24 protein-coding genes are annotated in these 26836 nt (G+C 72.1%); 14 read left to right on the forward strand and 10 right to left on the reverse strand.

Going from position 1 to position 26836, the window contains the following annotated elements:
- Window positions 1-63 precede the first annotated feature (63 nt).
- Window positions 64-678, forward strand: coding sequence for a TetR/AcrR family transcriptional regulator (locus ACTRO_RS37595; protein ID WP_034270948.1), 615 nt, complete (start codon window positions 64-66; stop codon window positions 676-678).
- Here the strand turns inward: ACTRO_RS37595 and ACTRO_RS37600 are convergent.
- Both ACTRO_RS37600 and ACTRO_RS37605 read right to left on the reverse strand, forming a co-directional pair.
- The gene (locus ACTRO_RS37600; RefSeq protein ID WP_034270951.1) at window positions 644-2602 is read right to left on the reverse strand and encodes a tetratricopeptide repeat protein; all 1959 of its coding nucleotides are present in this window, start codon (window positions 2600-2602) and stop codon (window positions 644-646) included. The genes ACTRO_RS37595 and ACTRO_RS37600 overlap by 35 nt on opposite strands.
- Window positions 2599-4440 carry an HSP90 family protein gene (locus tag ACTRO_RS37605; protein ID WP_034278541.1) on the reverse strand — a complete coding sequence of 614 codons (1842 nt, stop codon included), beginning with the start codon at window positions 4438-4440 and terminating at the stop codon, window positions 2599-2601. Before ACTRO_RS37605 ends, ACTRO_RS37600 begins: the two co-directional genes overlap by 4 nt.
- A gap of 138 nt (window positions 4441-4578) precedes the next feature.
- Between ACTRO_RS37605 and ACTRO_RS37610 the strand changes: the two genes are divergently transcribed.
- Both ACTRO_RS37610 and ACTRO_RS37615 read left to right on the forward strand, forming a co-directional pair.
- Complete coding sequence (locus ACTRO_RS37610; RefSeq protein WP_034270953.1) at window positions 4579-5355, forward strand: enoyl-CoA hydratase; 777 nt, start codon at window positions 4579-4581, stop codon at window positions 5353-5355.
- Window positions 5356-5500: 145 nt separating this feature from the next.
- Window positions 5501-5728, forward strand: a complete 228-nt coding sequence (locus ACTRO_RS37615) for a hypothetical protein (RefSeq protein WP_034270955.1) — start codon at window positions 5501-5503, stop codon at window positions 5726-5728.
- 76 nt (window positions 5729-5804) lie between these two features.
- On the opposite strand, the gene ACTRO_RS37620 is transcribed toward ACTRO_RS37615, so the two are convergent.
- From ACTRO_RS37620 to ACTRO_RS37635, 4 genes are all read right to left on the reverse strand, one after another.
- Window positions 5805-6758 carry an aldo/keto reductase gene (locus tag ACTRO_RS37620; RefSeq protein WP_034270956.1) on the reverse strand — a complete coding sequence of 318 codons (954 nt, stop codon included), beginning with the start codon at window positions 6756-6758 and terminating at the stop codon, window positions 5805-5807.
- Window positions 6759-6820: 62 nt separating this feature from the next.
- On the reverse strand, window positions 6821-7474 hold the full coding sequence (locus tag ACTRO_RS37625) for a GNAT family N-acetyltransferase (protein WP_051452009.1): 654 nt from the start codon (window positions 7472-7474) through the stop codon (window positions 6821-6823).
- A 51-nt stretch (window positions 7475-7525) separates the two neighbouring features.
- Window positions 7526-7888, reverse strand: a complete 363-nt coding sequence (locus ACTRO_RS37630; RefSeq protein WP_034270959.1) for a BlaI/MecI/CopY family transcriptional regulator — start codon at window positions 7886-7888, stop codon at window positions 7526-7528.
- 13 nt (window positions 7889-7901) lie between these two features.
- Window positions 7902-8645 carry a phosphatase PAP2 family protein gene (locus tag ACTRO_RS37635; RefSeq protein ID WP_051452010.1) on the reverse strand — a complete coding sequence of 248 codons (744 nt, stop codon included), beginning with the start codon at window positions 8643-8645 and terminating at the stop codon, window positions 7902-7904.
- Between the two features lie 253 nt (window positions 8646-8898).
- Between ACTRO_RS37635 and ACTRO_RS37640 the strand changes: the two genes are divergently transcribed.
- Window positions 8899-9633, forward strand: a complete 735-nt coding sequence (locus tag ACTRO_RS37640) for a DedA family protein (RefSeq protein WP_063628143.1) — start codon at window positions 8899-8901, stop codon at window positions 9631-9633.
- Here the strand turns inward: ACTRO_RS37640 and gndA are convergent, their stop codons facing one another.
- Window positions 9634-11088 carry an NADP-dependent phosphogluconate dehydrogenase gene (gene gndA / locus ACTRO_RS37645; protein ID WP_034270962.1) on the reverse strand — a complete coding sequence of 485 codons (1455 nt, stop codon included), beginning with the start codon at window positions 11086-11088 and terminating at the stop codon, window positions 9634-9636. It abuts the gene before it with no gap.
- Window positions 11089-11278: 190 nt separating this feature from the next.
- Between gndA and ACTRO_RS37650 the strand changes: the two genes are divergently transcribed.
- On the forward strand, window positions 11279-12151 hold the full coding sequence (locus ACTRO_RS37650) for an LLM class flavin-dependent oxidoreductase (RefSeq protein WP_034270965.1): 873 nt from the start codon (window positions 11279-11281) through the stop codon (window positions 12149-12151).
- A gap of 34 nt (window positions 12152-12185) precedes the next feature.
- The gene (locus ACTRO_RS37655) at window positions 12186-12896 is read left to right on the forward strand and encodes a CGNR zinc finger domain-containing protein (RefSeq protein WP_034270967.1); all 711 of its coding nucleotides are present in this window, start codon (window positions 12186-12188) and stop codon (window positions 12894-12896) included.
- Here ACTRO_RS37655 and ACTRO_RS37660 read toward each other — a convergent pair.
- Window positions 12790-13944: an epoxide hydrolase family protein gene (locus ACTRO_RS37660; RefSeq protein ID WP_034270969.1), complete on the reverse strand. Its 1155-nt coding sequence runs from the start codon at window positions 13942-13944 to the stop codon at window positions 12790-12792. The two genes, ACTRO_RS37655 and ACTRO_RS37660, sit on opposite strands and share 107 nt — an antisense overlap.
- A 108-nt stretch (window positions 13945-14052) precedes the next feature.
- Between ACTRO_RS37660 and ACTRO_RS37665 the strand changes: the two genes are divergently transcribed.
- Window positions 14053-14358: a hypothetical protein gene (locus ACTRO_RS37665; RefSeq protein ID WP_034270972.1), complete on the forward strand. Its 306-nt coding sequence runs from the start codon at window positions 14053-14055 to the stop codon at window positions 14356-14358.
- A 164-nt stretch (window positions 14359-14522) separates the two neighbouring features.
- Window positions 14523-14834 carry a GlsB/YeaQ/YmgE family stress response membrane protein gene (locus ACTRO_RS37670; protein ID WP_051452011.1) on the forward strand — a complete coding sequence of 104 codons (312 nt, stop codon included), beginning with the start codon at window positions 14523-14525 and terminating at the stop codon, window positions 14832-14834.
- Window positions 14835-14933: 99 nt separating this feature from the next.
- On the opposite strand, the gene ACTRO_RS37675 is transcribed toward ACTRO_RS37670, so the two are convergent.
- Window positions 14934-16610: a glucuronyl esterase domain-containing protein gene (locus tag ACTRO_RS37675; RefSeq protein ID WP_034270975.1), complete on the reverse strand. Its 1677-nt coding sequence runs from the start codon at window positions 16608-16610 to the stop codon at window positions 14934-14936.
- A 624-nt stretch (window positions 16611-17234) separates the two neighbouring features.
- Here ACTRO_RS37675 and ACTRO_RS37680 point away from each other — a divergent pair.
- Window positions 17235-17774 (forward strand): hypothetical protein, encoded by a 540-nt coding sequence (locus ACTRO_RS37680; protein ID WP_034270977.1) that lies wholly within the window; start codon window positions 17235-17237, stop codon window positions 17772-17774.
- A 225-nt stretch (window positions 17775-17999) separates the two neighbouring features.
- Complete coding sequence (locus tag ACTRO_RS37685; RefSeq protein WP_034270979.1) at window positions 18000-18203, forward strand: cold-shock protein; 204 nt, start codon at window positions 18000-18002, stop codon at window positions 18201-18203.
- 105 nt (window positions 18204-18308) lie between these two features.
- On the opposite strand, the gene ACTRO_RS37690 is transcribed toward ACTRO_RS37685, so the two are convergent.
- A complete protein-coding gene (locus ACTRO_RS37690) occupies window positions 18309-19187 on the reverse strand; it encodes an Fpg/Nei family DNA glycosylase (RefSeq protein ID WP_034270981.1) in 879 nt (292 codons plus the stop codon).
- 81 nt (window positions 19188-19268) lie between these two features.
- On the opposite strand from ACTRO_RS37690, the gene ACTRO_RS37695 reads away from it, so the two are divergent.
- The 4 genes from ACTRO_RS37695 (at window position 19269) to treZ (ending at window position 26042) form a co-directional block, all read left to right on the forward strand.
- A complete protein-coding gene (locus ACTRO_RS37695) occupies window positions 19269-20339 on the forward strand; it encodes an NADH:flavin oxidoreductase/NADH oxidase (protein WP_034270984.1) in 1071 nt (356 codons plus the stop codon).
- 69 nt (window positions 20340-20408) lie between these two features.
- Window positions 20409-21641 (forward strand): hypothetical protein, encoded by a 1233-nt coding sequence (locus ACTRO_RS37700; RefSeq protein WP_051452012.1) that lies wholly within the window; start codon window positions 20409-20411, stop codon window positions 21639-21641.
- Between the two features lie 136 nt (window positions 21642-21777).
- Window positions 21778-24306: a malto-oligosyltrehalose synthase gene (gene treY / locus ACTRO_RS37705; RefSeq protein WP_051452013.1), complete on the forward strand. Its 2529-nt coding sequence runs from the start codon at window positions 21778-21780 to the stop codon at window positions 24304-24306.
- Window positions 24303-26042 (forward strand): malto-oligosyltrehalose trehalohydrolase, encoded by a 1740-nt coding sequence (gene treZ, locus ACTRO_RS37710; protein WP_034270989.1) that lies wholly within the window; start codon window positions 24303-24305, stop codon window positions 26040-26042. Before treY ends, treZ begins: the two co-directional genes overlap by 4 nt.
- The last annotated feature ends 794 nt before the right edge of the window (window positions 26043-26836 follow it).

Below are 26836 nucleotides of genomic sequence, written 5' to 3' on the forward strand. Positions count from 1 at the left end.
GGCTAGGACACTCTGCTAAGGAATGCAAACCTCTCTTATCCGCGCGGCCGGTATCCTGGCGGCATGGCCCAAGCGGAGCAGACGCGATCCCCGGCCCGGCAGCGGCGGCGCGGGGAGGAGCTGGAGGCGGCCCTGCTCGAGTCCGCCTGGCAGGAGCTGGCCGAGGCGGGCTTCGCCAAGATGACGATGGAGTCGGTCGCGGCGCGGGCGAAGACGGGCGTGGCCGTGCTCTACCGGCGCTGGCCCAACAAGAGCGATCTGGTGCTGGCCGCCATCCGGCACTACGGCGCGACCCACCCCATCGAGGTCCCGGACACCGGCAACCTGCGCGACGACCTGATCGCGCTGCTCGAGGGCACCGGCGCGGTCCGGGTCGGCTTCGTCGCGGCCGTCACCGCCGCGTTCTCCGGCCTGCTCTCGGATACCGGCCTGACCCCGGCCGAAGTGCGCGAGAAGATCATGGCCGACCGCCCGATCTACTCCCGACGGATCTTCGACCGGGCGCACGAGCGCGGCGAGATCGACCTCGCGACCATTCCCCCGGCGGTCCTCAGCATGCCGTTCGACCTGATGCGCCACGACATGCTGATGACCTACCGGCAGATTCCGCGCGAACGGGTGCTCGCGATCGTCGACGACCTGTTCATGCCTCTGGTCGGGCGCGCATCATCTGCCTGAGCTGCTTCTCCGTCTCGGCCAGCTCGGCCGCGGCCTCGGGCGCGGAGATCTCGACCGCCTCGCGCAGCTCGTCTCGCGTCTCGCGCATCAGCTTCAGGGCGAGGCCGCGCCGGTTCTGCCCGAGGTAGAGCCAAGCGGCCGCGCGCCGGCAGCGCGCGAGCGGCCCGGTCACGCCTAGCTCGCGCCACAGTTCGACGGCCTTCTCATAAGCCGCGATCGCGGCCACCGGGTTTCCGCTTGCGGAGAGCGACTCCGCGGCGGACCAGGAGACCTGCGCATAGGCGACCCTGCTCTCCGGGTGCTCCTCGATCAGCCGAGCCGCGATCACCAGCTGCTCGGCCGCGGCCTTGTGCTGCCGCAGCGCCCGCAGCGATTCGCTGTAGGCCTTGCGCGTCATGGCCGCCGTGTACGGCTGGTACGCGATATCCACCCGCGGCATCGCCTCACCGAACAATGCCGCGGCCTCGCCGTGCCGGCCCTGTTCGTGGTAGGCGCGGGCGGCGGTGAAGATCAGCCGCAACTCATCGGGCTCTGATATGCCTTGCCAGCGCGCCGCGGCCCGCAGCGCCGCGTCGATGAGGTCCGGCTCGCGTCCCGGCTGCCGCGAGATCGCCTCCACCAGCAGCGAGCCCAGGCGCGCCACCGCCTCCGGCTCCAACGCCGAACCGCCGAGCTCGACGGCCTGACGCGCGTACGACTCCGCCCGCGCCGCGTCGTGCTCCAGGTGATCGCGAGCGAGATCCTCGGCAGCCTCGGCTTCGGCCCGATCGCCGGTGCGTGCCGAAGCCGCGGCGGTCCGCGGCGCGACCGGCTTCCGCGTCACGCGCTCGGGCAGTTTCGCCGAGAAGCCCAGCGGTAGCCAGTCGCCCGTCGGCTGCGCGCCGAGCCGTCGGGCGGTCAGGTCACTGATATAGGTGCTTCCGTTGCGTGCGTCGCTCCGCGCGCAGGACCGATCGACCTCGGCGGTCAGCGAATCGAGCGCGCCCGCCACGGTCACAGTGCCGATCTGAAGGTCACTCAGGCCGAGCGTCGCGAGCTGGCGTAACAACACCAGAACGCTGGTGGCGTGGTGCCGCCGTCCGCGCGACTTCACGGGACGGTCCAGGAGCCAGTCCTTGTGCTCGGTCAGGATCTCCAGGCCGCGGGCCTCGTTCCCGGTCAGCGCGCAGAACTCGATGTGGTACGCGACCGACGCGCGCAGTCCGGCCCTGCCGCGGGCCAGCTGATATCCGCGCAGGTGCGCGCTGCGGGCCTCGTCCAGGCGGCCGAGGCGGACGAGCGGCATCAGCGCTTTCGCCAAGACCCGGGCCGGCTCCTCCCGGCACCGGAGCCGGCCGGCCAACAGCGGCTCCCAATCCCGGCAGGCCGCCTCGTCGTCGCCGAGATCCACCTGCAGATCGCCCCAGGCGTTGCGCTCGCAGGCCTCGCAGTTGGCCATCTCGTCGCGCGGTGCCGCGATGGACGCGTCCATGAACGCGCGCGCGGCGGCGTGCTCGCCCTCCAGCACGGCCAGGCTCGAGCGCAGCGACAGGACCGGGCGGAGGCTGTAACCGCGCTGCCGGTAGCGCGACTCGAACTCGTCCAGCCACTTGTGCGCACTCGCGCGCGGCACGGAGGTCTTGGAGACCAGCGCGCCGGTCAGCCACTTCAACTGCCAGTGGATGCTGTGCGTGTGCGCGCCGAGCTCGGCCGGGAACTCGTCGTAGATCTTCAGCAGGCGCGCGAACACGACCGGCTGCCGGTTGGGCCCGCCGCCGAACGAGTAGCTGTCGCTCAGTTCCAGCAGTACCTGCGCTTCGAGCGACCGGTCCCACTCCGCCTTCGCCCACTCCGCCAAGTTCTCGAGCAGCTCCGTCTTCGCCCGCCCGTCCGGCAGCCGGCGCGCCTGAAGCAGCTTCGTCCGGATCTCCTCGACGCCGCTCATCCCGCCTCCCGCCCGTCCGCCGCCGGACGGGCGACCTGCATGGCCCAGCCGAGCAGGTCGCCGAAGGCCCGGTTCAGCAGCGAGGTGTCGGCCGGGCGCAGCGGCCGGTGCGTCATCAGCAGCGCCTGGCCGTAGAGCGCCTCCACCGCCGTGCCGAGCAGCGCCCGATCGGTGATCTCGGTGAGCCGGCGGATCACCGGGCTGTGGTGGTTGAGCACCAGCCGAGCCCGCGGCTCGTCCGACTTGAGCGCGCCGAGCAACTCGGCCCACAGCCCGTCCGACTCCGCCTCGGTCTGCGCGCGGACCCGCTCCTGCCGGGCGCCCTGCGAGTCGACGTGCAGGGCACTGACCGAGTACGGCTGGAACTCGCGCAGGACGACGTCGCAGTCCAGTGGGTCGAGTACGGCCCGGGCCGCGGTGAGGAAGCCGGTCAGCCGCAACTCCTCGGCCGGGTCCACCGGATCGAGCGCGTCGGTGATGGTGTCCGCTCCCAGGCGCCGCACGGTCACGCCGGGCAGGATCTCCGGCAGCAGGAAGACCAGGTCGCCGTCATAGGTGTAGCCGCCGTTGACCACGCCGACGCCCTGCGCCGCGGCGATCGCGGCGACCTGGCGGAACTCCTCGACCGACGGCGCGACGAGGATCTCCCGGTGGGCCTTGGCGAACTCGGCCAGCGAGACCGGGCCGTCGGTCGTCTCGAACGGCAGGTGCGGCAGCATGATCCGCAGCAGTTCGGCGTCGTGGCAGGCCAGCGCCTTGACCCCGATCGCGTGCACGGCCAGGAACTCGCGCAGCCGGCCCGGCTCCCGGGCGGCGAGCTCGGCCAGCCAGTCCCGGATCCGCCCGCCGAGCGCCTCGCGCACCGCGGCCAGGGTGTCGTCCTCGTACAGCGCCTCGCGCGACGCGGTGGGCTTGAGCGCGTCCGTGGTGATCAGGCAGCGCAGGAACACCGCCCAGTCCGGCAGCAGCCCGCCGACCGCATCGCCGAGCAGCATGCCCTTGAGATAGATCCGGTGCCGGCCGGACTCGGTCGGATTCGCCGGCTGCGGCAGCACGTAGCCCACGCCGCGGATGCCCACCAGCGGAAGGTCGAGCTCGACGGCGTCGAGGGGCCGGAACCCCAACGCGGCCCGGCCGTACTCCAGCAGCGCGGTGCGCCGTGCCGCAGGGCTCGGATACGCGCGGTCCCACACCGGCGGGCTGTCCGTGGTACGCACCACGGAGTCCTCGTGCTCGACGGTGACCTCGTACGGCAGCAGCGCGCCGTAGTCGCGGGCGAGCTCGGCCACCCGCTCCCCGACGAACCACCGCTCCGCGCCGGGTCGCGGCGAGAGCTCGACCGTCGTGCCCGGCTCCGCGAGCTCCTGCCCGGCGGGCACGCGTTGCACCGTGTAGGTCCCGTCCGACGTCGCAAGCCACTGAATCGTCGGGGCGCCCGGCTCCACCGCCGACCGCGTCACTACCCTGATATTCTCGGCCACCGTGAAACACGCCAGCAGCCCGATCCCGAACTGTCCCAGGAACTCCTGCCGCGCCTCGGCCAGCTCGCCTCGCTTGGACGAGCGGCCGATGGTGGCCAGGAAGCGGTGCGCGTCCGCCTCGCTCAGGCCGATGCCCGGGTCGTGGATCCGCAGGCCGTCCGAGTGAACCAGGATCCTGATGGCGCTCGGCGCCTCCGGGTCGCGCAGTCGGCGCGCGGTCACCGCGTCCACCGCGTTCTGCAGCAGCTCGCGTATATAGACGCGCGGGCTGGAGTAAAGATGCTGCGATAACAGGTCCACCAGGCCGCGCAGGTCCACCTGGAAGGAACGGGGGTCTTCGGCTGACTCGTGCGGCATGGAGGCGATGGTAGCGGCGGACCCCGACACCGGGCACCGGAGTATTCGCCCGGCGCGTGGCGCGCTGGACTTGCCAGGACGCCCGACTATATGGTCGGCGGCAATCCGCCGACCCGTCGTCATCAGGGAGTTCACGTCATGACGCAGTACCAGACGATCAAGGTGGAGCGCCGGGACCGGGTCGGGCTGATCACGCTCCACCGCCCGGAGGCTCTCAATGCCCTCAATCTCCAGGTGATGCACGAGGTGGTCGCGGCCGCCGAGGAGTTCGACCGGGACGCGGAGATCGGCTGCCTGGTGCTGACCGGCTCGGAGAAGGCCTTCGCGGCGGGCGCGGACGTCAAGGAGATGCAGAACCTCGAGTTCGTCGACGCGTACCGCGAGGACCTGTTCGCCGAGTGGGAGCGGCTGACCCGGGTGCGCAAGCCGATCGTGGCCGCGGTGGCCGGCTACGCCCTCGGCGGCGGCTGCGAACTGGCCATGATGTGCGACATCCTGCTGGCCGCGGACACGGCGAAGTTCGGCCAGCCGGAGATCAAGCTCGGCGTCATCCCCGGCATGGGCGGCTCGCAGCGGCTCACCCGCGCGGTGGGCAAGGCCAAGGCGATGGAGTTGTGCCTGACCGGCCGGATGATGGGCGCCGAGGAGGCCGAGCGGGCCGGCCTGGTCTCCCGGATCGTGCCCGCGGCGGAACTGCTGGACGAGGCGGTCAAGGTGGCCGCGACCATCGCGTCGATGTCCCCGCTCGCGGTGCTGGCGGCCAAGGACGCGGTCAACCGCGCCTTCGAGTCCACCCTGGCCGAGGGCCTGCGCTACGAGCGGCGGCTGTTCCACGCCGCGTTCGCCACCGCGGACCAGAAGGAGGGCATGGCCGCGTTCGTGGAGAAGCGCCCGGCCGAGTTCCGCGGGCGCTGAGACGCGGATTCCGGGCCGAGCGCGGATCGGCCCGGGGTGGGCTCACCTGGGCGGGTGAACCCGGGGCGCCGCGCTCGCCGGGGCGGTGTTGCACTGGATCATCCGATATGCACGCCGTCCTCACCCACCAGGGAGCGAATCGACGATGTCCACCGACCCGTTCGAGTCCGACCACGAAGACCACGGCACCCGGCGTCCGGCGATCCCGGACGACCCGGGCGAGCTGCTCGACCGGTACTCGCCGCAGTCCATGCCCGACCCGGCCTCGGTGCGGGTGCCCGACGATCCGGGCGAGTTGATGGACGAGGACGAAGACGACGAGGATGAGGACCCGGAAGGCGACCTCGACGACCGGGACTCCTACTCGATGTAGCCCGTCCGCGGCTGCTCGACGCGCCGCCGGCCCGGCCCCGCTCAGGGGGCCGGGCCGGCCGCGTCCCACCGGAAGTCTACGAACCCTGCGACGGCTTGAGCGCCTCGTCGATCTCGGCCAGCTCCAGCACGGTCGGCATCCACTCGGCGGCGGACGCGTTCGCGCGCACCTGCTCGGCCGAGGTCGCGCCGGCGATCACCGAGGCGCAGCCCGGCTGGGCCGCGAGCGCCCCGACGCCGATCTCCAGCACGCTGCGGCCGTTCGCCTCGCCCCACGCGGCCAGCCGCTCGACCGCGTCCAGGAACGCCTCGGTCACCCGCTCCGGCCGCGAGGCCAGCCGGGAGCCCTCCGGCACGCCGGTGGCGCGCCGCACCTTGCCGGTGAGCAGGCCGTTGGCCAGCGGGAAGTACGGCAGCACGCCGAGGCCGTAGCGGATCGCGGCCGGCACGACCTCCGCCTCCACCCGGCGCTCGAGCAGCGACCACTCGTTCTGCGCCGAGATGAACGGCACCGCCCCGATCTCCTGGGCCACGTGCGCGGCCTCGGCGATCTGCCACCCGGCGAGGTTGGAGTGCCCGATGTAGCGCACCTTGCCCTCGCGCACCAGTTCGCTCAGCGCCTCGAGGGTCTCCGCGATCGGGGTCAGCGGGTCGGGCGTGTGCAGCTGGTAGAGGTCGATGTAGTCGGTCTCCAGCCGCCGCAGCGACTCCTCGACCGCGCGCCGGATGTAGGAGCGCCCGGCCCGGGCGCCGGCCGCCGGGCCGTAGCCCATGTCGTAGTTCTGGTGGCCGAACTTCGTGGCCAGCACCACCTTGTCACGCCGCCCCTTGAGCGCCTGCCCGAGGTAGGTCTCGGAGCCGCCGCCGTTGCCGTAGATGTCGGCGGTGTCGAAGAGCGTCACCCCGGCTTCGATCGCCGCGTCCACGACCTCGCGCGTCCGGTCCGCGTCGAGCCGGCCGCCGAAGTTGTTGCAGCCGAGGCCGACGGCGGAGACCAGAAGGCCGCTCGCACCCAGAGTTCGATATTCCATGCGGCTCACTCTATGCCTCGTCCGAGCCCGGTCCGGCGGCCGACCTGGCCGGGTTCGGCCGCTCAGGAGACGGCGAGCCCCAGATACGTCAGCGCCGGGTCCTCGATCGGGATCACGTGGAAGCCGAGCCGGTCGTAGAACTTCCGGGCGGCGGTGTTCGTGGTGAGCATGCCGACGTGCAGGGCCGGGGTCGAGCGCTCGGCCAGCTCGCGCACCAGGCGCGCCAGCAGGGTGGAGCCGTGGCCCTGGCGCTGGTGGCTGGGCAGCAGGTCGATGTGCAGGTGGCCCGGGTAGGCCTCGAGGCCCGCGACCTTGAGCCGGTCCGGGTTGTGCAGCAGCCAGGCCATCAGTTCGTCCGGGCCGTCCCAGTCGCCGACCGGCGCGGCGGCGTGCCGGCCGGCCACGCGCGGCAGCCACTCGTCGCGGAAGCGGTCGGCGAAGCGGTGCGTGTCGTCGGTGCCCAGGACGTAGCCGACGGCCCGGCCCTCGCCGTCGTCGAGCACGAAGGCGAGCTCCGGGTCGAGGGCGATGTAGGGGGCCGCGAACAGGTGGTCGAGGATCGCCGGGTCCTGATATATCCCGGTCGCGTCCCGCCCCGCGTCCGCGGTGCGCAGGCAGATGTCCGCGACCGCCTCCGCATCCTGGTCGCGGTAACGGCGGACGAAGGCGCCGCCGGTGTGAGGGCTCTGCTGCTCTGCGGTGGATTCCGGTGCCATGGCGGGAGGTTAACACTTCCGCGGCTACCAAGATCGCGCTCGCCGGCCGGGTCAGCGCAGCAGCTCGCGCAGCACCTGCTCGTCGTGGTCGGAGAGCTCCTCGACGAAGCGGGAGAGCACCGCGTCGCGGTCGGCGGCCTGGTCGAGCAGGTCGGTCAGCCGCCGGGCGGCCAGGCCGGCCTCGTCCGCGACCGGCGCGTACCGGTAGGACCGGCCGACGCGCTCCCGGATCAGCGCGCCCTTCTCGTGCAGCCGGGTCAGCACCGTGACGACGGTGGTGTAGGCCAGCTCGGAGCCGGCGCGCCGGCCCGGTTCGGCGAGCCGTTCGCGGACCTCGGCCGGGCTGAGCGGCCGCCCGGCCGTCCACAGGACCGCCAGGACGGCCGAGGCGAGCGAGCCCTGGGCGCGCGCCATCGTGCCGCCGGCCTCAGCGGCGGTCGCGGCCGAAGGCGGCCTGCGCGGTGGCCGCGGGCTCGCCGCCCGAAGGGTTCGCCGGGGCGCTGGTGAGCAGCGGGCGCAGCGGCGTCGTCTCCAGGCGCGCCACCGCGGTGTTCAGCGGGCGCCGGGCGAAGGTCCAGCCGACCAGCAGGATCACGATGCTCACGCTCGCGCCCGCGATCACGTCGTGCGGGTAGTGCTGGCCGAGGTAGACCCGCGAGAAGCCCTCGAGGGCGGCGAGGACGACGGCGATCCCGCCGAGCCTGCGGCTGACGATCCACAGCCCGACCGCGAGCGCGAAGGCGAAGATGGTGTGGTCGGAGGGGAACGAGTAGTCCGTGGGCCCGGGACACGCCTGGACCGTGGCCACGTGGATGGTCTGGCACGGCCGGCTCTCCTGGAAGACCTGTTTGAGCACCAGGCCGCAGCTGATCGACAGGGCCGTGCCGAGGCCCAGCCAGATCACCGCCGCCATCCTCGCCTGGTCCGCCCGGGCGCGCGCGGTCCAGGCGGCGTAGAGCGCCAGCAGGAGCAGCAGCCCGATCCCGGCGACGGTGTAGAACTCCATCGCGCTCTGCAGCCAGGGCGTGTGCTGGGCGAAGGAGGTGATGGAGCGGTACCAGTCCTCGTCGGCCGTGCTGGCCGACGCCGTGCCGGCCTGGGCGGCCAGACCGGCGTGGACGATCGGGGAGGTCGGAACGGGGGCGGCGGATGCGGCGGGCACTATGGGCATGCTGATCTCTTCTCGCGGTACGTCTCGTGCACTTCCCGGCCGGCCGGCGTGAGGGCGCGGCCCGCCACATCTACAAAGATGTAGAAGTCGCGTCGAGTCTAGATCAGCCGGTGCGTCCGCGCGAACCGACGGTGGACAACGGGTGAACCGCACGTTTGCCGGATCCGCCCGCGGGCTGCCCGAGCCTGCGGGCGGCTCGGTACTACATTGTTGTAGAAGCCCCCGCCCGAGCCGCGAAGGAGACCGGTCGCCGGTGAGCGCCCCCGCCCAACTGCCCGGATTCCTCGAGGCCCTCGCCCCGCTGCTCGACCGCTGGGGTTACGCCGCGGTCGCCTTCCTGCTGTTCGTGGAGGACTTCGGGGTCCCCGCGCCGGGCGAGACCGTGCTCATCGCCGCCTCGGTCTACGCCGGGGCCGGCCGGCTCAACATCTTCGCCGTCGGCTTGATCGGCTTCGTCGCCGCGCTGCTGGGCGACAACGTCGGCTACCTGATCGGCCGCTTCGGCGGCCGCGCGCTGGTGCTGCGCTACGGCCGCTACGTCATGATCACCGAGGAGCGCCTGGACAAGGCGCAGGACTTCTTCAACCGGCACGGCGGCAAGATCGTCACGGTGGCCCGGTTCATCGAGGGGCTGCGCCAGGCGAACGGGATCATCGCCGGGATCAGCGGCATGCACTGGCTGAAGTTCTTCGCCTACAACGCGCTCGGCGCCGCGCTCTGGGTGGCCACCTGGACTTCGGTCGGGTACCTGGCCGGCGACCACATCGAGGCCATCTACCATGCGATCGGCCGATACTCGCTCTACATCCTGGCCGCCGCGGCCGTCGCCGTCGTGTTCTTCATCCTGCGGCGCAGGCGCAAACACGCGGCGGAACAGCACAAGGGCACTGACACGAACACTGACACGAACACTGACACGGACGCCGACGACGGATCAGCAGGCTCCGAAAAGACGTCGGAGCCCGAGCCCGGCGAGCCGGAGCGCTGATCAGGCCTCGACCTCGCTCCCGTCGCCGGCCCAGAGCGTGTGGAAGGTGCCGGGACGGTCGACCCGCTCGTAGGTGTGCGCGCCGAAGTTGTCGCGCAGGCCCTGGATGAGCGCGGCGGGCAGGCGCGGGCGGCGCAGCGCGTCGAGGTAGGCCAGGGATGAGGAGAAGGTCGGCGTCGGCACGCCCGCGCGCACGGCCGTGGCGATCACCCGCCGCCAGCTCTCCGCGCCCGCCGCCACGGCGTCCGCGAAGTAGGGCGCCACCAGCAGGGACTCCAGCTTCGGGGAGTCGGCGTAGGCCTCGCGGATCCGGTCGAGGAAGCGCGCCCGGATGATGCAGCCACCGCGCCAGATCGTGGCCATCGCCCCGCGGTCGATGTCCCAGCCGTACTGCTCGCTGCCCGCCTGGATGTGGTCGAAGCCCTGCGCGTACGCGACGATCTTCGACGCGTACAGCGCGTTGCGGACGTCCTCGATGAACTGCTTGCGATCGCCCACCACACTGGCCGGGTCGGCGTCGGCGGCCCGGTCGCGGTAGACGCGCTGCGCGGCCTCGCGCTGGTCGGCGTGTCCGGACAGGGAGCGGGCGAAGGTCGCCTCGGCGATCCCGGTGATCGGGATGCCGAGGTCGAGCGCGCTCTGCACGGTCCAGCGGCCGGTGCCCTTCTGCTCGGCCCGGTCGGCCACGACGTCGATGAACGGCCCGCCGGTGGCGGCGTCGGTGTGCGCGAGCACGTCCGCGGTGATCTCGATCAGGAAGGACTCGAGCTCGCCGCCGTTCCACTCGCGGAAGATCTCGGCGATCTCGGCCGGGCTAGCGCCGAGCCCGGAACGCAGCAGGTCGTAGGACTCGGAGATCAGCTGCATGTCGGCGTATTCGATGCCGTTGTGCACCATCTTCACGAAGTGGCCGGCGCCGTCCGGGCCCACGTGCACGGCGCACGGCGTACCGTCCACCTGCGCGGCGATGGCCTCGAAGATCGGGCCGAGCGTGCGGTAGGCCTGCGCCGACCCGCCTGGCATGATGCTCGGCCCGTTCAGCGCCCCCTCCTCGCCGCCGGACACGCCGGTGCCGACGAAGTGCAGCTTCTTCGCCGCGAGGTCCTTCTCCCGCCGGATCGTGTCGGTGAAGTGGGTGTTGCCGCAGTCGATGACGATGTCGTCCGGATCGAGCAGGCCGACGAGCTGCTCGATCACCGCGTCGGTCGCCGAACCCGCCTTGACCATGACGATGACCGCGCGGGGGCGGGCGAGCGAGTCGACGAACTGCTCCATCGACTCGCTCGGGACGAAGTCGCCCTCGTCCCCGTGTTCGGCCATCAGGCTGCGGGTGCGCTCCACGCTGCGGTTGTGCAGCGCCACCCGGTAGCCGTGCCGGGCGAGATTGCGGGCCAGGTTGCGGCCCATCACGGACAGCCCGGTGACGCCGATCTGGGCCTTTGCCTGCTCGGTCATGTGTTGCCGCCTTACGGTCGAGCGCGGCCGTGCCACTGCTCGGCGCGGCCGGGCGCCGGTTCGGACCTTCCTATTGCCGCATTCGTCCCGAACACGCGCAACCGGTGCCGCCCGCCGTGGCGCCGCGCGGCACCGGGTGAGCAGAAGTGCCTCTGGGCAGGCAGCGCGCGGTTGGGTAGGTTGTGTCGTCATGGCACTGCCCCCGCTCCGACTCGGCCTCATGTTCGACCGCTCCCGCGACCCGGCCGGCCTCCCGGCGTTCGCCGCCACCGCCGAACAGGCCGGCGCGCAGGACCTCTGGGTGGTCGAGGACCTCGGCTGGAACGGCGGCTTCACCGCAGCCACCGCCGCGCTCGCCGCCACCCGCACGTTGCGCGTGGGCCTGGGCATCGCGCCCGCGCCCTACCGGAACCCGGCGCTGTACGCGATGGAGGCCGCGACCCTCGGCAGGCTCTACCCCGGCCGCTTCGTGGCCGGCCTCGGCCACGGCGTGACGGACTGGATGGCCGACGTCGGCGCCAGCGCGGCCTCGCCGATGGCGCTGCTGGAGGAGACGGTGGTGGCCGTCAGGGCCCTGTTGCGCGGCGAACGCGTCAAAGCGGACGGCCGCGAGGTGCGGCTGAACGACGTCGCGCTCGTGCACGTGCCGGACGTGCCTCCGCCCGTGTTCGCGGCCGCCGTCCGCCGCCGGACGCTGGAGCTGTCCGGCCGGGTGTCGCAGGGCACGGTGATCGCCGAAGGCCACGGGCCCGACGATCTGACGGCCATCCGCGGCCACCTGGCCGCAGGCGGCGCGGACGCGGAGCACGAGCTGGTCGTCTTCGCATTCGCCCGGATCGCCGACGACGACCGGGGATCCGAGCAGCTGGCCGAGATGCTCGCCGGCCAGGCGGCATGGCTCGGGCGCCCCGCCGAGCAGCTGTTCGCCGTCTCCGGTTCGGCTGCCTCGGCCGCCGAGCAGATCCGCAGCCTCGAGGAACACGGTGCGACGACGGTGGTGCTCCGGTTCGCGGGCGACAATCCGCTGGAGCAGTGGGCTCAGGTGCGCGCGGAGCTCGGCTGAGCCAGCGACACCAGTGAACGGTTACACTGGCGTCATGGCAGGTGAGAGTGCGCAGGTCGAGGCGGACACGGAGCTGCTTGCCGGCTTCCTCAACACTCTCGACCAGCGCAGCTTCAGCCGACGCGGTCAGCGCTTCGAGCCGCACGACGAGCTCGACTCTCCGGCCGCGCTCGGCCGCTGGCTCACGGGGCAGGGCCTCGTCGCGCAGCCGCGGGCCACGGCGGCGGACCTCGCCGACGCGCTCGCTCTGCGCGCCGGCCTGCGCGAGAACCTGCGAGCGGCGCTGGAGGAGGGCCTGAGCGCGGATCCCGCCGCCGCTGCCGACCCGGCCGAGGCGACCGGCCTCGGCTATCCGCTGCGCCTGGCGGCGGATCCGTCCGGCGAGCTGTCCCTGGTCTGCACCCCGCCGCGATCGGGCGAAGCGAGTCAGGCGCTTGCGACGCTCGTCGCCGCGGTGGCGACGGCCGCGATCCGAGGCGGCTGGCGCCGGGTGCGGCTGTGCGCCGCGCCGGAATGCCGGTGGGCCTTCGTCGACACCTCCCGCCGGGGCGACCGGCGCTGGTGCTCCGCCGCTTCCTGCGGCAACCGCCATAAGACCGCTGATTACCGGGCCCGCGGCCGGACCGGATCGTCCGGCGTCAGTCCCGCAGCGGACGGAAGAAGTCACGCAGCTCGCGGGCCAGCAGCTCCGGCTCCTCGAGCGCCGGGAAGTGCCCGCCGCCCGACTGGTCCGTCCACCGGGTGACGTTGAAGTGGCGCTCCGCCAGATCCCGCGGCGGCTGCGGCATCGGGGCGAACTCGTGCCCGAAGACGGTGAAGCCGGTCGGGACGTCGTTGCGCTCGGCCGGATCGAGCGGCCGCGCGTGCTCGCGATACTCGTGGTAGAGCCGGATCGAGGACGCCGCGGTCCCGGTGGCCCAATAGATCGTCAGCAAGGTGAGCAGGTAGCCGAACGGCAGCCGCGCCTCGGGGTCGCCCCCGCCGTCGGTCCAGGCCCGGTACTTCTCGCCGATCCAGGAGGCGAGACCGGCCGGCGAGTCGTTGAGTGCCACGCCGAGCGTCTGCGGCCTGGTGGCATGCACGCGGGCGTAGGCGCCCTCGGCGTCGTCCCAGCGCGCTGTCTCCTCCGCATACCGCTCTTCGGCCGCGGTCCAGGACCGTTCGGGCAGGGGGAGTGCGGCGGCGCTCAGGTGAATCCCGGCGAGAGCGTCAGGGTGCTGCCGCGCCAGGCGCGCGGTGACTCCTGCGCCGATGTCGGTGCCGTGGGCCCCGAACCGCCGGTGGCCTAGGACGTCGCGCATCAGTCGCGCCCAGAGATCGGCGATGACCGGATGGGCGACGCCGGGCGCGGCGGGCCGGTCCGAGAAGCCGAAGCCGGGCAGCGAGGGCGCGACCACGGTGAAGGCGTCCGACGGGTCCGCTCCGTGTGCGCCGGGATCGGTGAGCAGCGGGAGCAGCTCCTGATACTCGGTGAAGGCGCTGGGCCAGCCGTGTGTGAGCAGCAGCGGCAGCGGGCGCGGGCCGTTGCCGGGCTGGTGGACGAAGTGGATCCGCAGCCCGTCCAGCTCCGTGCGGAACATCGGCAGCCGGTTGAGCGACTGCTCCGCCGCGCGCCAGTCGAAGTGGGCCCAGGTCTCGAGCAATCCGCTCAGCCAGCCGACGTCCGTGCCCGCCGACCACGGGGCCTCCGAGGTCTGGTCGGGCAATCGCGCGTGCACGATCCGGGTGCGCAGATCGTCGAGGACCGCCTCGTCGACGGCGATGGCGAAGGGCTCCGCGGTTTCATTCGACACGAGTGAACCCTAACACCGGTGTCGAGTGTCGCGGCCGACGACGCTGTTCAGGTCGCGCCGCGGCGTCCCGACGGGCGGGTCGGCGCCCGGTCGGGCAGGGTTTGAGCCATGACCAACGACGCGGACCGCCTGCTCGCCACGGCTCGGCAGGCCCTGCAGGACGCCGGGCTCGCCGGAAACCAGCAGGTCGTGCTGGATCGGCGGGTCCGTGACGGCTACGAGAAGGCGCTGCTCTCGATCCAGCCCGCCGGCAGCCCGGACGCCGACCTGGCGCGCAACGTGCTGTCCGCGCTCGGGGGCCGCCGGCTGCGGCTGAGCCCGTTCGACGAGACCGACCCCGGCGAGATGTTCGAAGGCCTGGCGCGCGGCGGCTTCTTCGAGATCCTCAAGATGCCCGCGAGCCGCGCCAAGTGACGTGGCGCCAGGCGCGGCGCCGGGCGCGGTGGTGGGGCTCGCGCAGGCGGCGGACGCTCGTCCGGACGACCCGACGTGCCGGCCCGGGCGGGCCGACCTAGCGTGGGGCGCAGCGGCGATGCCGGACCGGACCGGCCGTCCGATGCGCCGTCCAGGAGGCCGCGGTGTTCCAGATCGTCTGGATCGTGATCGTCGGACTGGTCCTCGGCGTGCTCGCCAAGCTGATCCTGCCGGGTAAACAAGCGATCCCGATCTGGATGACCATCCTGCTGGGCATCCTCGGCGCCTGGCTCGGCGACGGCGTGGCCGGCTGGATCGGCGTGCGCAACACCAACGGCATCGACTGGATCCGGCACGCGCTCCAGCTGGCCTTCTCCGTCGCCTTGGTCGCGCTGGTGGCGCCGCTGTGGGTGAAGGGCCGTTCCGGGCCGCACGGGGGATCGGGCCGGCCGCCGACGAACGCCGGCTGGCGCTAGCGCCAACCGGCGCGGTCCGGGCCGGGACCCGGACCGCGTTGTGACGATTGATCAGGTAGACGACCCGTCAGGTGGACGACCCGTCAGGCAGCCGACCCGTCAGGAGGCGGCACAGGACACCACGGTCATGCCCTGTCCGGTGCCGGTGCCCTGGAAGCCGAAGTTGGTCGTCTGACCGGCCCCCAGGCTGCCGTCGTAGCTGACGTTCGCGAACCGGGTCGGGCCGGTCCCGCTGGCCGTGGCGTTCCAGGTGCTGGTCACCGCGGCTCCGGTGGGCAGGCTCATGCTGACCGTCCACCCGTGGATGGCCGCGCCGCCGGCGGTGACGTTGACGCTGGCCGTGAAGCCACCCGACCACTGGTTCACCGTGACCGCCGCCGTGCAGCCGGTGGGCGGCGTGCTCGGCGGCGGCTGGGAACCCGTCGACGGACTCGGCGTCGGACTGCTCGAGGGGCTGCTCGAAGTGGGACCGGTCGAAGGGCTGCTCGAGGTGGGCGGCCCGCTCGTCAAGGTCGGCGTGGTCCAATTCCGCCACTGCGCCAGGTTCCCCGACTTCAGGCTGGAGACGTGGAACGTGCCCGGGCCGGTGCCCGAGTTCAGCAGGAACGCCTTGATGCTCTGCTGGAGCGGCGCCTTCCACTCCGGCCGCACGGCGCAGTGCGTGCCGTCCTGCACGTCGGACCAGTAGCTGATGTTCGACGAAGCGCCGAGCGCGTTGTAGATCTCCCGCGCGCCCAAGGCCGCAACACTGCCCGAGGTCGTGGCCAGCCAGTCGATGTGCGGGTTCTCCATCACGAACAACCCGCGCGGCGCGACCAGGCCGAGGATCTCGTGCGTGTCGATGGGAAGCATGTTCGGGTTGCCGGTGAACGCGCTGAAGGCGTCGCCGACCCAGGGCTGCTCGTTGTACGCCTCGTCCAGCGGCTGCGCGCCGCTCTCGCCGGGGACCCCGCGGAAGATCGGCGCGCCGTCCGTGCCCGACTCGACCGGCATGGTCAACGCGACCCGCTGGTCGAACGCGCCGGCCACCAGCGCGCCCTTGCCGTAGCGCGAGCAGCCGGTGACGCCCACCGAACTGGCCAGGACGGAGCCGCCGGACTGGTTGATGACGTCGATGATGCGGCTGACGCCCCAGGCCCACGCCATCAGCAGGCCGGTGCTGTCGGAGGAGCCGTAGAGGGTGTAGTAAGCGCCCTGCTTGTCGCTGCGTGGGGTGCCCTCGGCGCCGACGTTGAGCGGGTTGTAGTTGATGACGGCCGCGCCGGAGGCGAGGATCGTCGCGGTGTCCACGCCGGTCCCGCCGTAGACGATGACGGCGGGGAAGGGCCCTGATCCGGTGCTCGGCAGCGTCACACCCGCGGAGAAGCTGACGCTGTGCCCGTTGTCCGTCACGTTGACGGTGACGTTGCTGCCGCTGACGGTACCGCTGACGGAGGCGGGCTTGGCGCCCTTCTGTCCGTACACGTACTTCTCCGCCAGCTGCAGGATCTCCTCGCGCCGGCAGGTCCAGTCCGACACCGAGGTGATGCGGGTCCCGTTGAGGCTGGTGAAGGGGTCGGGCAGGCTCGCGTTGGAGGTGAGGCTGCCGGGCAGGCTGACCGCGCAGCCCGCGCCGGAGTCCTCGACGGTGCTGGTGAGCGCCGCGGCGGAGGCGGCGGGCGCGGCGGCCTGGTCGCCGGTCCGCGCCGCGACCGTCTCCGCGCCCGCGGCCAGCAGCGCCGCCACGGCGAGCGCGACCACCGTCGAGCGAAACTTGCGGCGGTCCGATCTGATCATCACGAAGGCTTTCCTTCCGTAGAGGGGTGGAAGGGGCGCCGGGATCCGGATGTCGGCGCTCTGAGCTTCGAACAAGCCTGAAAGGGTGTCAACGACGTCGTGAAAGGGCGTCAGTGAGGGCGTGAAAGCTTTCGGCGCCGCAGCCGCTTCGGGGCAGGCGGGGCGGGAGGCGGCGGCCTCGTCTTCGGGACGGGCACGACCGATCTTCAGGAAACTTTCATCGTCCGCGGGGGCCGGGCGCCGTCCGCCGCGACCCCATCCGTCACGACCGCGGCCGCTCCCTCCGCGAGACCGTCGGAAACGCTTCCGGACGGCCGGAAATCCTGAGTTCCCGGCCCGGTGCGGCCGATTCGAACTGAATGACTTTCAGGTCGTTGGAACTTGGTCCATCACATGAAATGCGCGACCCGCGGCTTTCTTCTTCGCACGGCCGGCTAGAGCGTCGTCGCAGGCCGGAGTGGTCTACCGGGTGGATGACTCACTCGTTCGTGGCAGTGGCCGCATCATCTGGGGGGCGGCGCGCGTTATCGGCGAAAAGGGCGAGTGCGGAAGTTGCGTGGCCGAGAGGTTCTCCCCTCAGCCCTTGGAATAAGACGATTTGAACCCGATAGGAAGTACCAGCTCATGGCATTCATCAAGAAGGCTTCCGCCGCCGCCGCCCTGGCGAGCGCGGCCGTCATGGGAGCGGCCGGAGCCGCTGCGGCGTCGTGCGGTTGCCACCCCACCCCCGCCCCCCACCGCGGCGGCCACGAGAGCGGCAGCGACGACCAGGTCGGGCAGTCCGGCCTGATCCCGGTCAACCTGCTCAACAACGTCGACGTCTCGCCGAACCTCGGCTGCCTCGGCGACGGCACGCTCAAGGACCTGACCGTGCAGAGCCTGCTGGTCGGCATCCCGATCGGCGTCGCGCTCAACCACCTGCTCGAGCACGCCAGCCTCAACGTGCTGGCCAACGGCAACACCTCGACCGAGGTGGAGGACTACTCCTGCACCTCCGACCAGGGTTCGTCGCAGGCGGGCAACGACAGCCACCACAGCATCGGCGCCGGCAGCAGCGCGTCCGAGCACGTCACCGGCCAGGGCGCGGGCTCGAACAACTCGAAGGACGGCGAGGGCGCGGGCGGCCTGCTTGGCGGCACCGGCATCCTCGGCACCGGCCTCTAGGCCGCGCACGGCAACGGCCGGCCCCGGATCCGTATCAGTGCCCTGCGGCGCGGCGGTCCGGGGCCGGCGCCGTCGAACGGTGGACAGGCTTTGACACGCAGGGCCTAATCACCCGCTTGACCCGGGGTCGGGTCGGGTAGGCTCAGGAAGAATTCGGACAATTGACGCAGCGCGGGTCTGGACGCTCAGGCCCGGGGCGGGTGTTCCGTGGAGGAGAGTCGGAGTATGGCAACGGGCACGGTGAAGTGGTTCAACTCGGAGAAGGGCTTCGGGTTCATCGAGCAGGACGAGGGCGGACCTGACGTCTTCGCCCACTACTCCGCCATCGCCACCCAGGGCTACCGCGAACTGCGGGAGGGACAGCAGGTCACCTTCGAGGTGACGGAGAGTGCCAAGGGCCCCCAGGCCACGAACATTCTGCCGCTGTGAGTTCGGGCGCCCGAGGTCGCGGGGCGGCGCGGGCCGATGCCGCCGGAGGAATCCGGCGGCATCCGTGTGTCCGCCGCCGGATCGCGGCCGGCCGATATCGGCCCCTCACTTGAGCAGCCGGGAGAGCCGGCGGTCGGCGAGCACCTTCCCGCCGGTCTGGCAGGTCGGGCAGTACTGCAGCGCGGAGTCGCTGAAGGAGACCTCGCGGATCGTGTCGCCGCACACCGGGCAGCGCTCGCCCTTGCGGCCGTGCACGCGCAGGCCGGACTTCTTCTCGCCCTTGAGGTCGGTCATCGGCAGACCGCGCGAGCGCTCGACGGCGTCGGCGAGGGTGCGCACCGCGACGTCGTGCAGCCCCTCGACCTCCTCGGCCGTCAGCTTCGCGGCGATCTTGAACGGCGACATCCGGGCCGCGTGCAGGATCTCGTCCGAGTAGGCGTTGCCGATGCCGGCGATCACCGTCTGATCCCGCAGCACGCCCTTGATCAGCCTTCGATCGCCGTCGAGCAGCTCCGCCAGTTTCTCCGCGGTGAACTCGGCGGTCAGCGGATCGACGCCGAGGCGGGCGATCCCCGGCACCTGTTCGACGTCGCGCACGACGTAGATCGCCAGGCGCTTCTGCGTGCCGGCCTCGGTGATCTCGAACCCGGCCTCGGCGGCGTCGTCCTCCTCGCCGCGCAGCCGCACCCGCATCGCCAGCGGGCCCTTGCCGGGGCGCGGCGGGGTCTTGGCCAGTTCGTCCCGCCACCGGATCCAGCCGGCCCGGGCGAGGTGGGTGACGAGGTGGAGCTCGCCGAGGCGCAGGTCGAGGAACTTGCCGTGCCGGGTGGCGCCGTCGAAAGCCTGGCCGACCAGGGCGTCGAGCGGCGGGTCGTAGGTCTTGAGCGCCTGGATGGACACCGGCGTCGCGCCCGCCACGACCCGCCCGGCGAGCTTGTCGTCCAGGAACGCGCTGAGGGCTTCGACTTCCGGCAATTCGGGCATAGTCAGAGTCTGCCACGGCCCACCGACAGCGCCGTGAGCACGACGGAACAAGGTCACGGCGTGCCGATGTTGCGAGAAAACATGAGCCTTCTCTTCAGTCCGCTGACGCTGCGTGAGCGAACCATCCCCAACCGTGCCTGGGTCTCCCCGATGTGCCAGTACTCCTCGGTCGACGGGCGGCCGACCGACTGGCACCTGGTGCATCTCGGCTCCCTGGCGCGCGGCGGCGCGGGACTGGTGTTCACCGAGGCGACGGCGGTCGTGCCGGAGGGGCGCATCTCCCCGCAGGACGCCGGGATCTGGAACGACGAGCAGGCCGAGGACTACGCCCGGATCACCGCGTTCATCCGCTCCCAGGGCGCGGTGCCCGGGATACAGCTCGCGCACGCCGGCCGTAAGGCCTCGACGTACGCGCCGTGGCGCGGCCGGCACAGCGTGGCCCTGGCCGACGGCGGCTGGACCACGGTCGGGCCCTCGGCGGTCGCGTTCGGCGATTACGCCGAGCCGCGCGCGCTCGATGCCGCCGAGATCCCGGCGCTGGTGCAGGCTTGGGCGGCCGCGGCCCGGCGCGCCGTCGCAGCGGGCTTCGACGTCCTGGAGATCCACGGCGCGCACGGCTATCTGGTGCACGAGTTCCTCTCGCCGCTCTCCAACCTGCGCACTGACGGCTACGGCGGCGACCTCGCCGGCCGAGCCCGGCTGCTGCTGGAGATCGTCGACGCGGTGCGCGCCGCCGTGCCCGAGCACGTGCTGCTGTTCGTCCGGCTCAGCGCCAGCGACTGGGTTCCCGGCGGCCTGACCGTGGACGACGTCAGCGAGGTCGCGACGCTGCTCGCCCCGCGCGGCGTGGACCTGATCGACGTCTCCAGCGGCGGCAACAGCCCGGCCCAGGACATCGCGATCGGGCCCGGCTACCAGGTCCCGTTCGCCCGCGCGATCCGGGCCGCGAGCGGCCTGCCGACCGCCGCCGTCGGGCTGATCACCGAGCCGGAGCAGGCCGAGAAGATCCTCTCCGAGTCCTCCGCGGACGCCGTGCTGCTCGCCCGCGCCCTGCTGCGCGAGCCCAACTGGGCGCGCCGCGCGGCCTTCGAACTCGGCGACGATCTGCCCTGGCCGCCGCAGGACGAGCGGGCCAAGCCGTCACGCGATTGAACCAGCCGGAGCGTGGGGGTACGCGCGCGCCGCGTGCCCCACGCTGCGCAGGCTGCTACGTTCACCCGTATGGCGTTGGAGTCCCATCTCTATCCGGACGCCGATACGGCGGAGTACGCGGTCGACGTCTCCAGTGTCGTGCACGACACCAAGCTGGGCGGAGACCGACCGGCCGACCTCGGACGCTTCTACGCGCTGATCGTCGGACTGGTCGCCTATGCGAAGAACGACGATCTGCGCATCTACGCGGTCGGCGACTGGTCGCTGGTGCGCGACCGGCGGCTGACCGAGAAGGAGCGCTCGACCCTGCTGCGCTGGCACCGGCGCGGCCGGATCGAGCTGCTCGACCCGGCCGACGACCGGCTGCTCGAGCTCGCCGACACCACCGGGCAGATGGTGGTGAGCGCGGACTACTTCCGCGACTACGTGCCCGACTTCCCCTGGATCGCGGGCAACCGCGACCGCTTCCTGCTGCCGGTGCCCGATCCGAGCGGCACCGGGGTGACGGTCGAGCCGCGGGTGATGCCGATCCCGTTCGAGTCCGAGATCTCCCGCAAGATGGAAGAGCACGAACTGCTCGCCATGGGCCTCTACGACCGGCGCGGACGCGGCGGCCCGCGCCGCGACCTGCTCTCCCGGCTCTGGCTCTGCCCGGAGCCGGACTGCCCGCTGTTCGGGCCGGCCGAGCGCGAGTTCCAGCCGCTGCCGCGCTTCTACAACGACGCCGCGCACTGCCCGGAGCACAAGCTCGTGCTCGAAGACGTCGGCGGCGTGCCCCGGCGGGTGCAGATCAAGGTGCGGGTGGGCGGCGTGGTGCGACGCAGATTCCTGATGCGGGCCGCGCAGCAGATCGCCGTCGGACGCGCGCCCGGAGACGGCGGGATCGCGCTGGCCGAGCACCTCGGCTCGCTCGACCGCGGTATCGCGCACGAGCTCAGCCGCAGCCACGTGGTGCTCAAGTGGACCGGGTGGAAGCTCAGCGTGCTCGACACCAGCCGCAACGGCACCCGCGTGCGCCCGGCGCACGGCCAGGGCCCGGACCGGGTGCTGGTCAACGGCGAGTCCGCGCGGGTCAAGCCGGGTGAGGAGGTCGTGCTGGTGGAAGGGCTCGAACTGCTCGCCAGCGGCCGCGAGTTCGCCTTCACCCCCGACGACTCCCTGGGCGGCCCCGGCGCCGAGACCGCGGACGGTTCCGCCGAGCAGGACGAGGGGTTCGCGCAGACGATCACCACGCGGCCGCGGCACCTGGGCGTTCCGGCGCAGACCGGAGACGTGTGGACGCCGCCCGACCTGAACGTGTGACGAGGCCTCAGGTCGGGTAACCGTCTCGGCGCGGCGTTCAACGACGCCCACGCGGGAATACTGTTTAATGCGCACAACGGACGTTGGACCACAAACCGCAGCGGCCTCGTCGCGGGGCGAGATCGGGGAGAGAGCCTTGTCGTCGCCTGAGCCGTCGCCCGAAGCCGGTCCGCCGCGTACCGTCGTGCCCTCGGGCACCTACCGGATCCAGCTGACCGACTCGATGACCTTCGACGACGTCTGCGCGCAGGTCGACTACCTGGACCGGCTCGGCGTCAGCCACGTCTACCTCTCGCCGATCCTGCAGGCCGCGATCGGCTCGACCCACGGCTACGACGTGGTCGACCACAATCAGATCGCGGAAGGCCTCGGCGGCGTGGAAGGGCTTCGCCGGCTGGCCGAGCGGCTGCACGCGCGCGGCATGGGCGCCATCGTGGACGTGGTGCCCAACCACATGGCCGTGCCGGTGCCGGAGAAGCGCAACCGGGCGCTGTGGTCGGTGCTGCGCGAGGGCCCGGAGTCGCCGTACGCATCCTGGTTCGACGTCGACTGGTCGGCGCAGGACGGCGCGCTGTTGCTGCCCGTGCTCGGCCGTCGGATCGCCGAGTGCCTGCGCACCGGCGAGCTGGCGGTGGACGAGTCGGACGAGGCTGTCGCCGAGTTCGGCGGGCCGGTGCTGCGCTACTTCTCGCACGTCTTCCCGGTCCGGCCGGGCACCGAGCACCTGCCGATGCACACGCTGGTGCGCGCGCAGCACTACCGGCTGGCCTACTGGCGCGTGGCCACCGAGGAGCCGGGTTACCGGCGTTTCTTCGATGTCAGCAGCCTGATCGCGATCCGGGTGGAGGACTCCGGTGTGCTGCACGCGACGCACCGGCTGCTGCTCGAGCTGATGCGCGAAGGGATCCTCGACGGCCTGCGGATCGACCATCCGGACGGGCTCGCCGACCCGCGCGGCTATCTGCGCTTCCTGCGCAAGGCCACCTCCGGGGCGTGGACCGTGGTGGAGAAGATCCTTGCCGCGGACGAGCAGCTGCCCATCGACTGGGAGTGCGCCGGCACCACCGGGTACGACGCGCAGCGGGCGATCGGCGCGCTGCTGACCGACCCGATCGGCGCGGAGCGGCTGGTGGCGCTGTACGTCGGGCTGACCGGCTCGGCCCAGGACTTCGGGCCGGTGGCCCGCGAGGCGCGGCTGTTCGTGCTCGACACCGTGCTGCGGGCCGAGGCGGACCGGCTGGTCGAGGTGCTCGTCGCGATCTGCCGCACCGAGCTCGAGCTGCGCGACCACACCCAGCTCGGCCTGCACGAGTCGGTGTGCGCGCTGATCGCGAACCTGCGCGTCTACCGGGCGTACTCGGTGCCGGGGGAGCCGCCACCGGCCGACTCGGTGATCCGGGTGGAGGCGGCGGCGAAGGCCGCGGCGGCCCAACTGCCGGCCGAGCGGCACGAGACGCTCTACCTGGTGCGCGACATCGCGCTGGGCCGGGTCGGTCCGCGCGACGAGCTGCGCGACGAGTTCCAGATCCGGTTCCAGCAGACCTGCGCCGCGGTGACGGCCAAGGGCGTGGAGGACACCGCGTTCTACCGCTGGACCGCGCTGCCCGGCGCCTCGGACGTGGGCGGCGAACCGACCGAGCCGGCCCTGGCCCCCGCCCGCTTCCACGGGTTCTGCGCGCTGCGGCAGGCCGAGTGGCCGGCCGCGATGACGGTGCTGAGCACGCACGACTCCAAGCGTTCGGAGGACGTGCGGGCCCGGCTCACCGTGCTGACCGAGATGCCCGAGGACTGGGCCGTGGCGCTGGCCGGGTTCCAGACCGCGGTGCGCGCGACGGCCGCGCCGCCCGCGGCGCCGGAGCCCGCGGACGAATACCTCCTCTGGCAGAGCCTTTTCGGAGCGTGGCCGATCGACGGCGAGCGGCTGCTGCCTTACCTGCGCAAGGCCCTGCGCGAGGCGAAGACCCGCACCTCGTGGAGCGCCCCGGACGAGGACTACGAAGCCCGGGTGCTGGACTTCGCCGCCGCCGCGCTCGCCAGCGACAAGGTGCGCGCCGAGGTCGAGGCCTTCGTGCAGCGGATCGAGCCGTACACCACCAGCAACATACTGACGCAGAAGCTGGTGCAGCTGACCATGGCCGGGGTGCCGGACGTGTATCAGGGCTCGGAATCGGAGTTCTGGGCGCTGACCGACCCGGACAACCGCCGCCCGGTCGACTTCGGGCACCTGCGCGAGCTGCTGGACAAGGCCGACGCGGACGCCGAGGGCGACAGCGCGGCCGAGGCCAGGGGCGGCGCGCTGGCCAAGATCCTGGTCACCTCGCGCGCACTGCGGCTGCGCCGGGAGCGGCCGGAGTTCTTCGGGCCGGAGGCGTCGCAGACCCCGCTGTTCGCCATCGGGCCGGCCGCCGGGCACGCGGTGGCGCTGCTGCGCGGCGAGAACGTGGCGACCGTCGGCACCCGGCTGCCGGCCGCGCTCGAGCGCTTCGGCGGCTGGCGCGACACCGCGCTGCCGCTGCCGCCGGGCACCTGGCGCTGCCGGCTCAGCGGCCGGGCGTACCGGGTGGACGCGCAGTCCGGAGTCGGGCTGCCGCTGGCCTGGCTGACCGAGCACCTGCCGGTGGCGCTGCTGGTCCGGGAAGAAGAGGTCGAGGTCGAGATCGCATGACCAATTTCGAGGTGTGGGCGCCGAATGCCGACCAGGTCGACCTCGACCTCGGCGACCGGGTGCTGCCGATGAAGAAGGCCGACCGGCCGGAGCGTCCGGGCTGGTGGCGGGCCGAGGCGGAGAGCGCCACCGGCGACTACGCCTTCCGCCTCGACGGCGGACCGTCCCGGCCGGACCCGCGCGCGCGGCGCCAGCCCTACGGCGTGCACGGCGGCAGCCGGCTCGACGGCGCGGCGGCGTTCCCGTGGACGGACGGGGAGTGGCACGGCCGGCCGCTGCGCGGATCAGTGCTCTACGAACTGCACATCGGCACCTTCACCCCGGAGGGCACGTTCGACGCGGCGATCGGCCGGCTCGACCACCTCGCCCGCCTCGGCGTGGACTTCGTCGAGCTCATGCCGGTCGCGGCCTTCGGCGGGGACCACGGCTGGGGCTACGACGGCGTCGGCCTGTGGGCGGTGCACGAGCCGTACGGCGGGCCCGACGGGCTGCGCCGCTTCGTCGATGCCTGCCATGCCCACGGCCTCGGCGTCGTGCTCGACGTCGTCTACAACCACCTCGGTCCGAGCGGGAACTACCTCGCAGAGTTCGGGCCCTACTTCACCGACACGCACGTCACGCCGTGGGGCGCCGCGGTGAACCTGGACGCGCCCGGCTCGGACGAGGTGCGCGCCTTCCTGGTCGGCAACGCCCTCCACTGGCTGCGCGAGAACCACCTCGACGGACTGCGCCTCGACGCCGTGCACGCGCTCATCGACAACAGAGCCCTGCATTTCCTGGAGGAACTCGCCGCCGCGGTGGACGGCCTGGCCGCCAGCAGCGGCCGCATCCTGCACCTGATCGCGGAGACGGACCGCAACGATCCGCACACCGTCACCCCGCGCCCGGCCGGCGGACAGGGCGTGCACGCGCAGTGGAGCGACGACTTCCACCACGCCCTGCACAGTGCCCTGACAGGCGAGAACCAAGGCTACTACTGCGATTTCGGGCCGCTCGCCGCGATCGAGAAGACGCTGACGTCAGCCTTCTACCACGATGGCGGCTACTCGGCCTTCCGCGGCCGCTGCCACGGCCGCCCGGTCGACACGCAGGCGCTGGACGCGGATCGCTTCATCGTCTCGCTGCAGACGCACGACCAGGTCGGCAACCGGGCCGAGGGCGACCGGATCGGCTTCGCGCTCTCCGAAGGGCTGCGCCGGGTGGGCGCGGCCCTGCTGCTCACCTCGCCGTTCACGCCGCAGCTGTTCATGGGCGAGGAGTGGGGCGCCGGCACGCCCTGGCAGTACTTCACCGACCACCCCGAACCGGACCTCGCCGAGGCCGTGCGGGCCGGCCGCCGCGCCGAGTTCGCCCGCTACGGCTGGTCGGCCGACCGGGTCCCCGACCCGCAGGACCCTGCGACATTCCAGCGCAGCAAGCTCGACTGGGACGAGCCGGGCCAGCCAGGCCCGCGCGCACTGCTGGACTGGTACCGCGACCTGATCGCCCTGCGCCGGGCCCGCCCCGACCTCGCCGACCCGAGCTTCGCCAGCGTATCCGTGACCTGCGACGAGGAGCACCGCTGGCTGGTAGTGAGTCGCGGCGCCCTGCGGGTGGCGGCGAACCTCTCGCCCGAGCCGCGCTCGATCCCGCTCGACGCCGCGGCCCGCGAGATCCTGCTCGCCTCGGATCCCCGCGTCCGGCTCATCGACGACGGCGTGGAACTGCCGGCGGAATCGGCCGCGGTCCTGGCCTGACCGACGCGCCACCGCCGAATGCTGCTTCAATCCCGCCACACGATCCGGCCGCATAAGAGCTTCCCCCTGTCGCGCGCGATCTGCGCGACCCACATCAAAGTGTTGCTCAGAGTGGTCCTGTGCGGTCGCTTCGCGTCGCCTGGTTCGTCTGACCGCCCGCCCACCCGTTGCGTCGGCGGGGTGGGCTGGGGTTTCAAGATCTCGCCTCCGGCGCGGGCCCTTCCCTCGGAGAGAGAGGCCGGAGTCTGTGGGGTGGGTGTGGTTGGCGGGGCGGGCTGGGGTTCGGGGTGGTCGGGTGTCGGGGGTGTGCTCTCTCCTCGGTCGGTCCCCGGAGGCAATCAGGGACCTGCCGGGAGGTCAAGCGGCGGTGGTTTCCGCTGCTGGTGGATTGTGTATGGCGCCGCTTGACCTCCCGGCAGAACCCTGATCGGGCTTCGCCTGCCCGACCGAGGAGAGAGCCCACCCCCTGGGGGTCCGGTGCGAGCTGCGCTCGGGCCGATTCCTGTCCCGGGGCCCGGCCGCGCTCGATGCGGAAGGATTCTGCATCACCCTGATCCGGCCATCCTGATCCTCGATCCGCGAAGGAGTCGGTGCCCGGGCCGCGCTTGCTGCTGAATCCTGCATTGCCATTCTGGGCTGCTCTTTTCTCCTCTCTTTCTTCAACGCCGGGGAACGCGCACGAGTGCCCGGAAATCTGCAGAATTTTTGCTTATTCAGTAAAGGCCGGATTCGCCACTTTTGTCGGTGGTGGCGTCTAGTATCGAAGCATGGGGATCGGGACCTGTGTCGAGAGG

Origin of the sequence: Actinospica robiniae DSM 44927 (genome assembly GCF_000504285.1) — a bacterium.
Taxonomy (GTDB): domain Bacteria; phylum Actinomycetota; class Actinomycetes; order Streptomycetales; family Catenulisporaceae; genus Actinospica; species Actinospica robiniae.

Bases quoted from the DNA above. Each gene is read 5' to 3' on its own strand.
- ACTRO_RS37610 (WP_034270953.1), top strand. From the start codon at position 4,579: ATGACGCAGTACCAGACGATCAAGGTGGAGCGCCGGGACCGGGTCGGG.
- ACTRO_RS37605 (WP_034278541.1), bottom strand. From the start codon at position 4,440: ATGCCGCACGAGTCAGCCGAAGACCCCCGTTCCTTCCAGGTGGACCTG.
- ACTRO_RS37695 (WP_034270984.1), top strand. From the start codon at position 19,269: ATGAGCCTTCTCTTCAGTCCGCTGACGCTGCGTGAGCGAACCATCCCC.
- ACTRO_RS37690 (WP_034270981.1), bottom strand. From the start codon at position 19,187: ATGCCCGAATTGCCGGAAGTCGAAGCCCTCAGCGCGTTCCTGGACGAC.
- ACTRO_RS37700 (WP_051452012.1), top strand. From the start codon at position 20,409: ATGGCGTTGGAGTCCCATCTCTATCCGGACGCCGATACGGCGGAGTAC.
- ACTRO_RS37630 (WP_034270959.1), bottom strand. From the start codon at position 7,888: ATGGCGCGCGCCCAGGGCTCGCTCGCCTCGGCCGTCCTGGCGGTCCTG.
- gndA (WP_034270962.1), bottom strand. From the start codon at position 11,088: ATGACCGAGCAGGCAAAGGCCCAGATCGGCGTCACCGGGCTGTCCGTG.
- ACTRO_RS37600 (WP_034270951.1), bottom strand. From the start codon at position 2,602: ATGAGCGGCGTCGAGGAGATCCGGACGAAGCTGCTTCAGGCGCGCCGG.
- ACTRO_RS37685 (WP_034270979.1), top strand. From the start codon at position 18,000: ATGGCAACGGGCACGGTGAAGTGGTTCAACTCGGAGAAGGGCTTCGGG.
- ACTRO_RS37620 (WP_034270956.1), bottom strand. From the start codon at position 6,758: ATGGAATATCGAACTCTGGGTGCGAGCGGCCTTCTGGTCTCCGCCGTC.
- treZ (WP_034270989.1), top strand. From the start codon at position 24,303: ATGACCAATTTCGAGGTGTGGGCGCCGAATGCCGACCAGGTCGACCTC.
- ACTRO_RS37635 (WP_051452010.1), bottom strand. From the start codon at position 8,645: ATGCCCATAGTGCCCGCCGCATCCGCCGCCCCCGTTCCGACCTCCCCG.
- ACTRO_RS37665 (WP_034270972.1), top strand. From the start codon at position 14,053: ATGACCAACGACGCGGACCGCCTGCTCGCCACGGCTCGGCAGGCCCTG.
- ACTRO_RS37655 (WP_034270967.1), top strand. From the start codon at position 12,186: ATGGCAGGTGAGAGTGCGCAGGTCGAGGCGGACACGGAGCTGCTTGCC.
- ACTRO_RS37615 (WP_034270955.1), top strand. From the start codon at position 5,501: ATGTCCACCGACCCGTTCGAGTCCGACCACGAAGACCACGGCACCCGG.
- ACTRO_RS37675 (WP_034270975.1), bottom strand. From the start codon at position 16,610: ATGATCAGATCGGACCGCCGCAAGTTTCGCTCGACGGTGGTCGCGCTC.
- ACTRO_RS37680 (WP_034270977.1), top strand. From the start codon at position 17,235: ATGGCATTCATCAAGAAGGCTTCCGCCGCCGCCGCCCTGGCGAGCGCG.
- ACTRO_RS37595 (WP_034270948.1), top strand. From the start codon at position 64: ATGGCCCAAGCGGAGCAGACGCGATCCCCGGCCCGGCAGCGGCGGCGC.
- ACTRO_RS37625 (WP_051452009.1), bottom strand. From the start codon at position 7,474: ATGGCACCGGAATCCACCGCAGAGCAGCAGAGCCCTCACACCGGCGGC.
- ACTRO_RS37650 (WP_034270965.1), top strand. From the start codon at position 11,279: ATGGCACTGCCCCCGCTCCGACTCGGCCTCATGTTCGACCGCTCCCGC.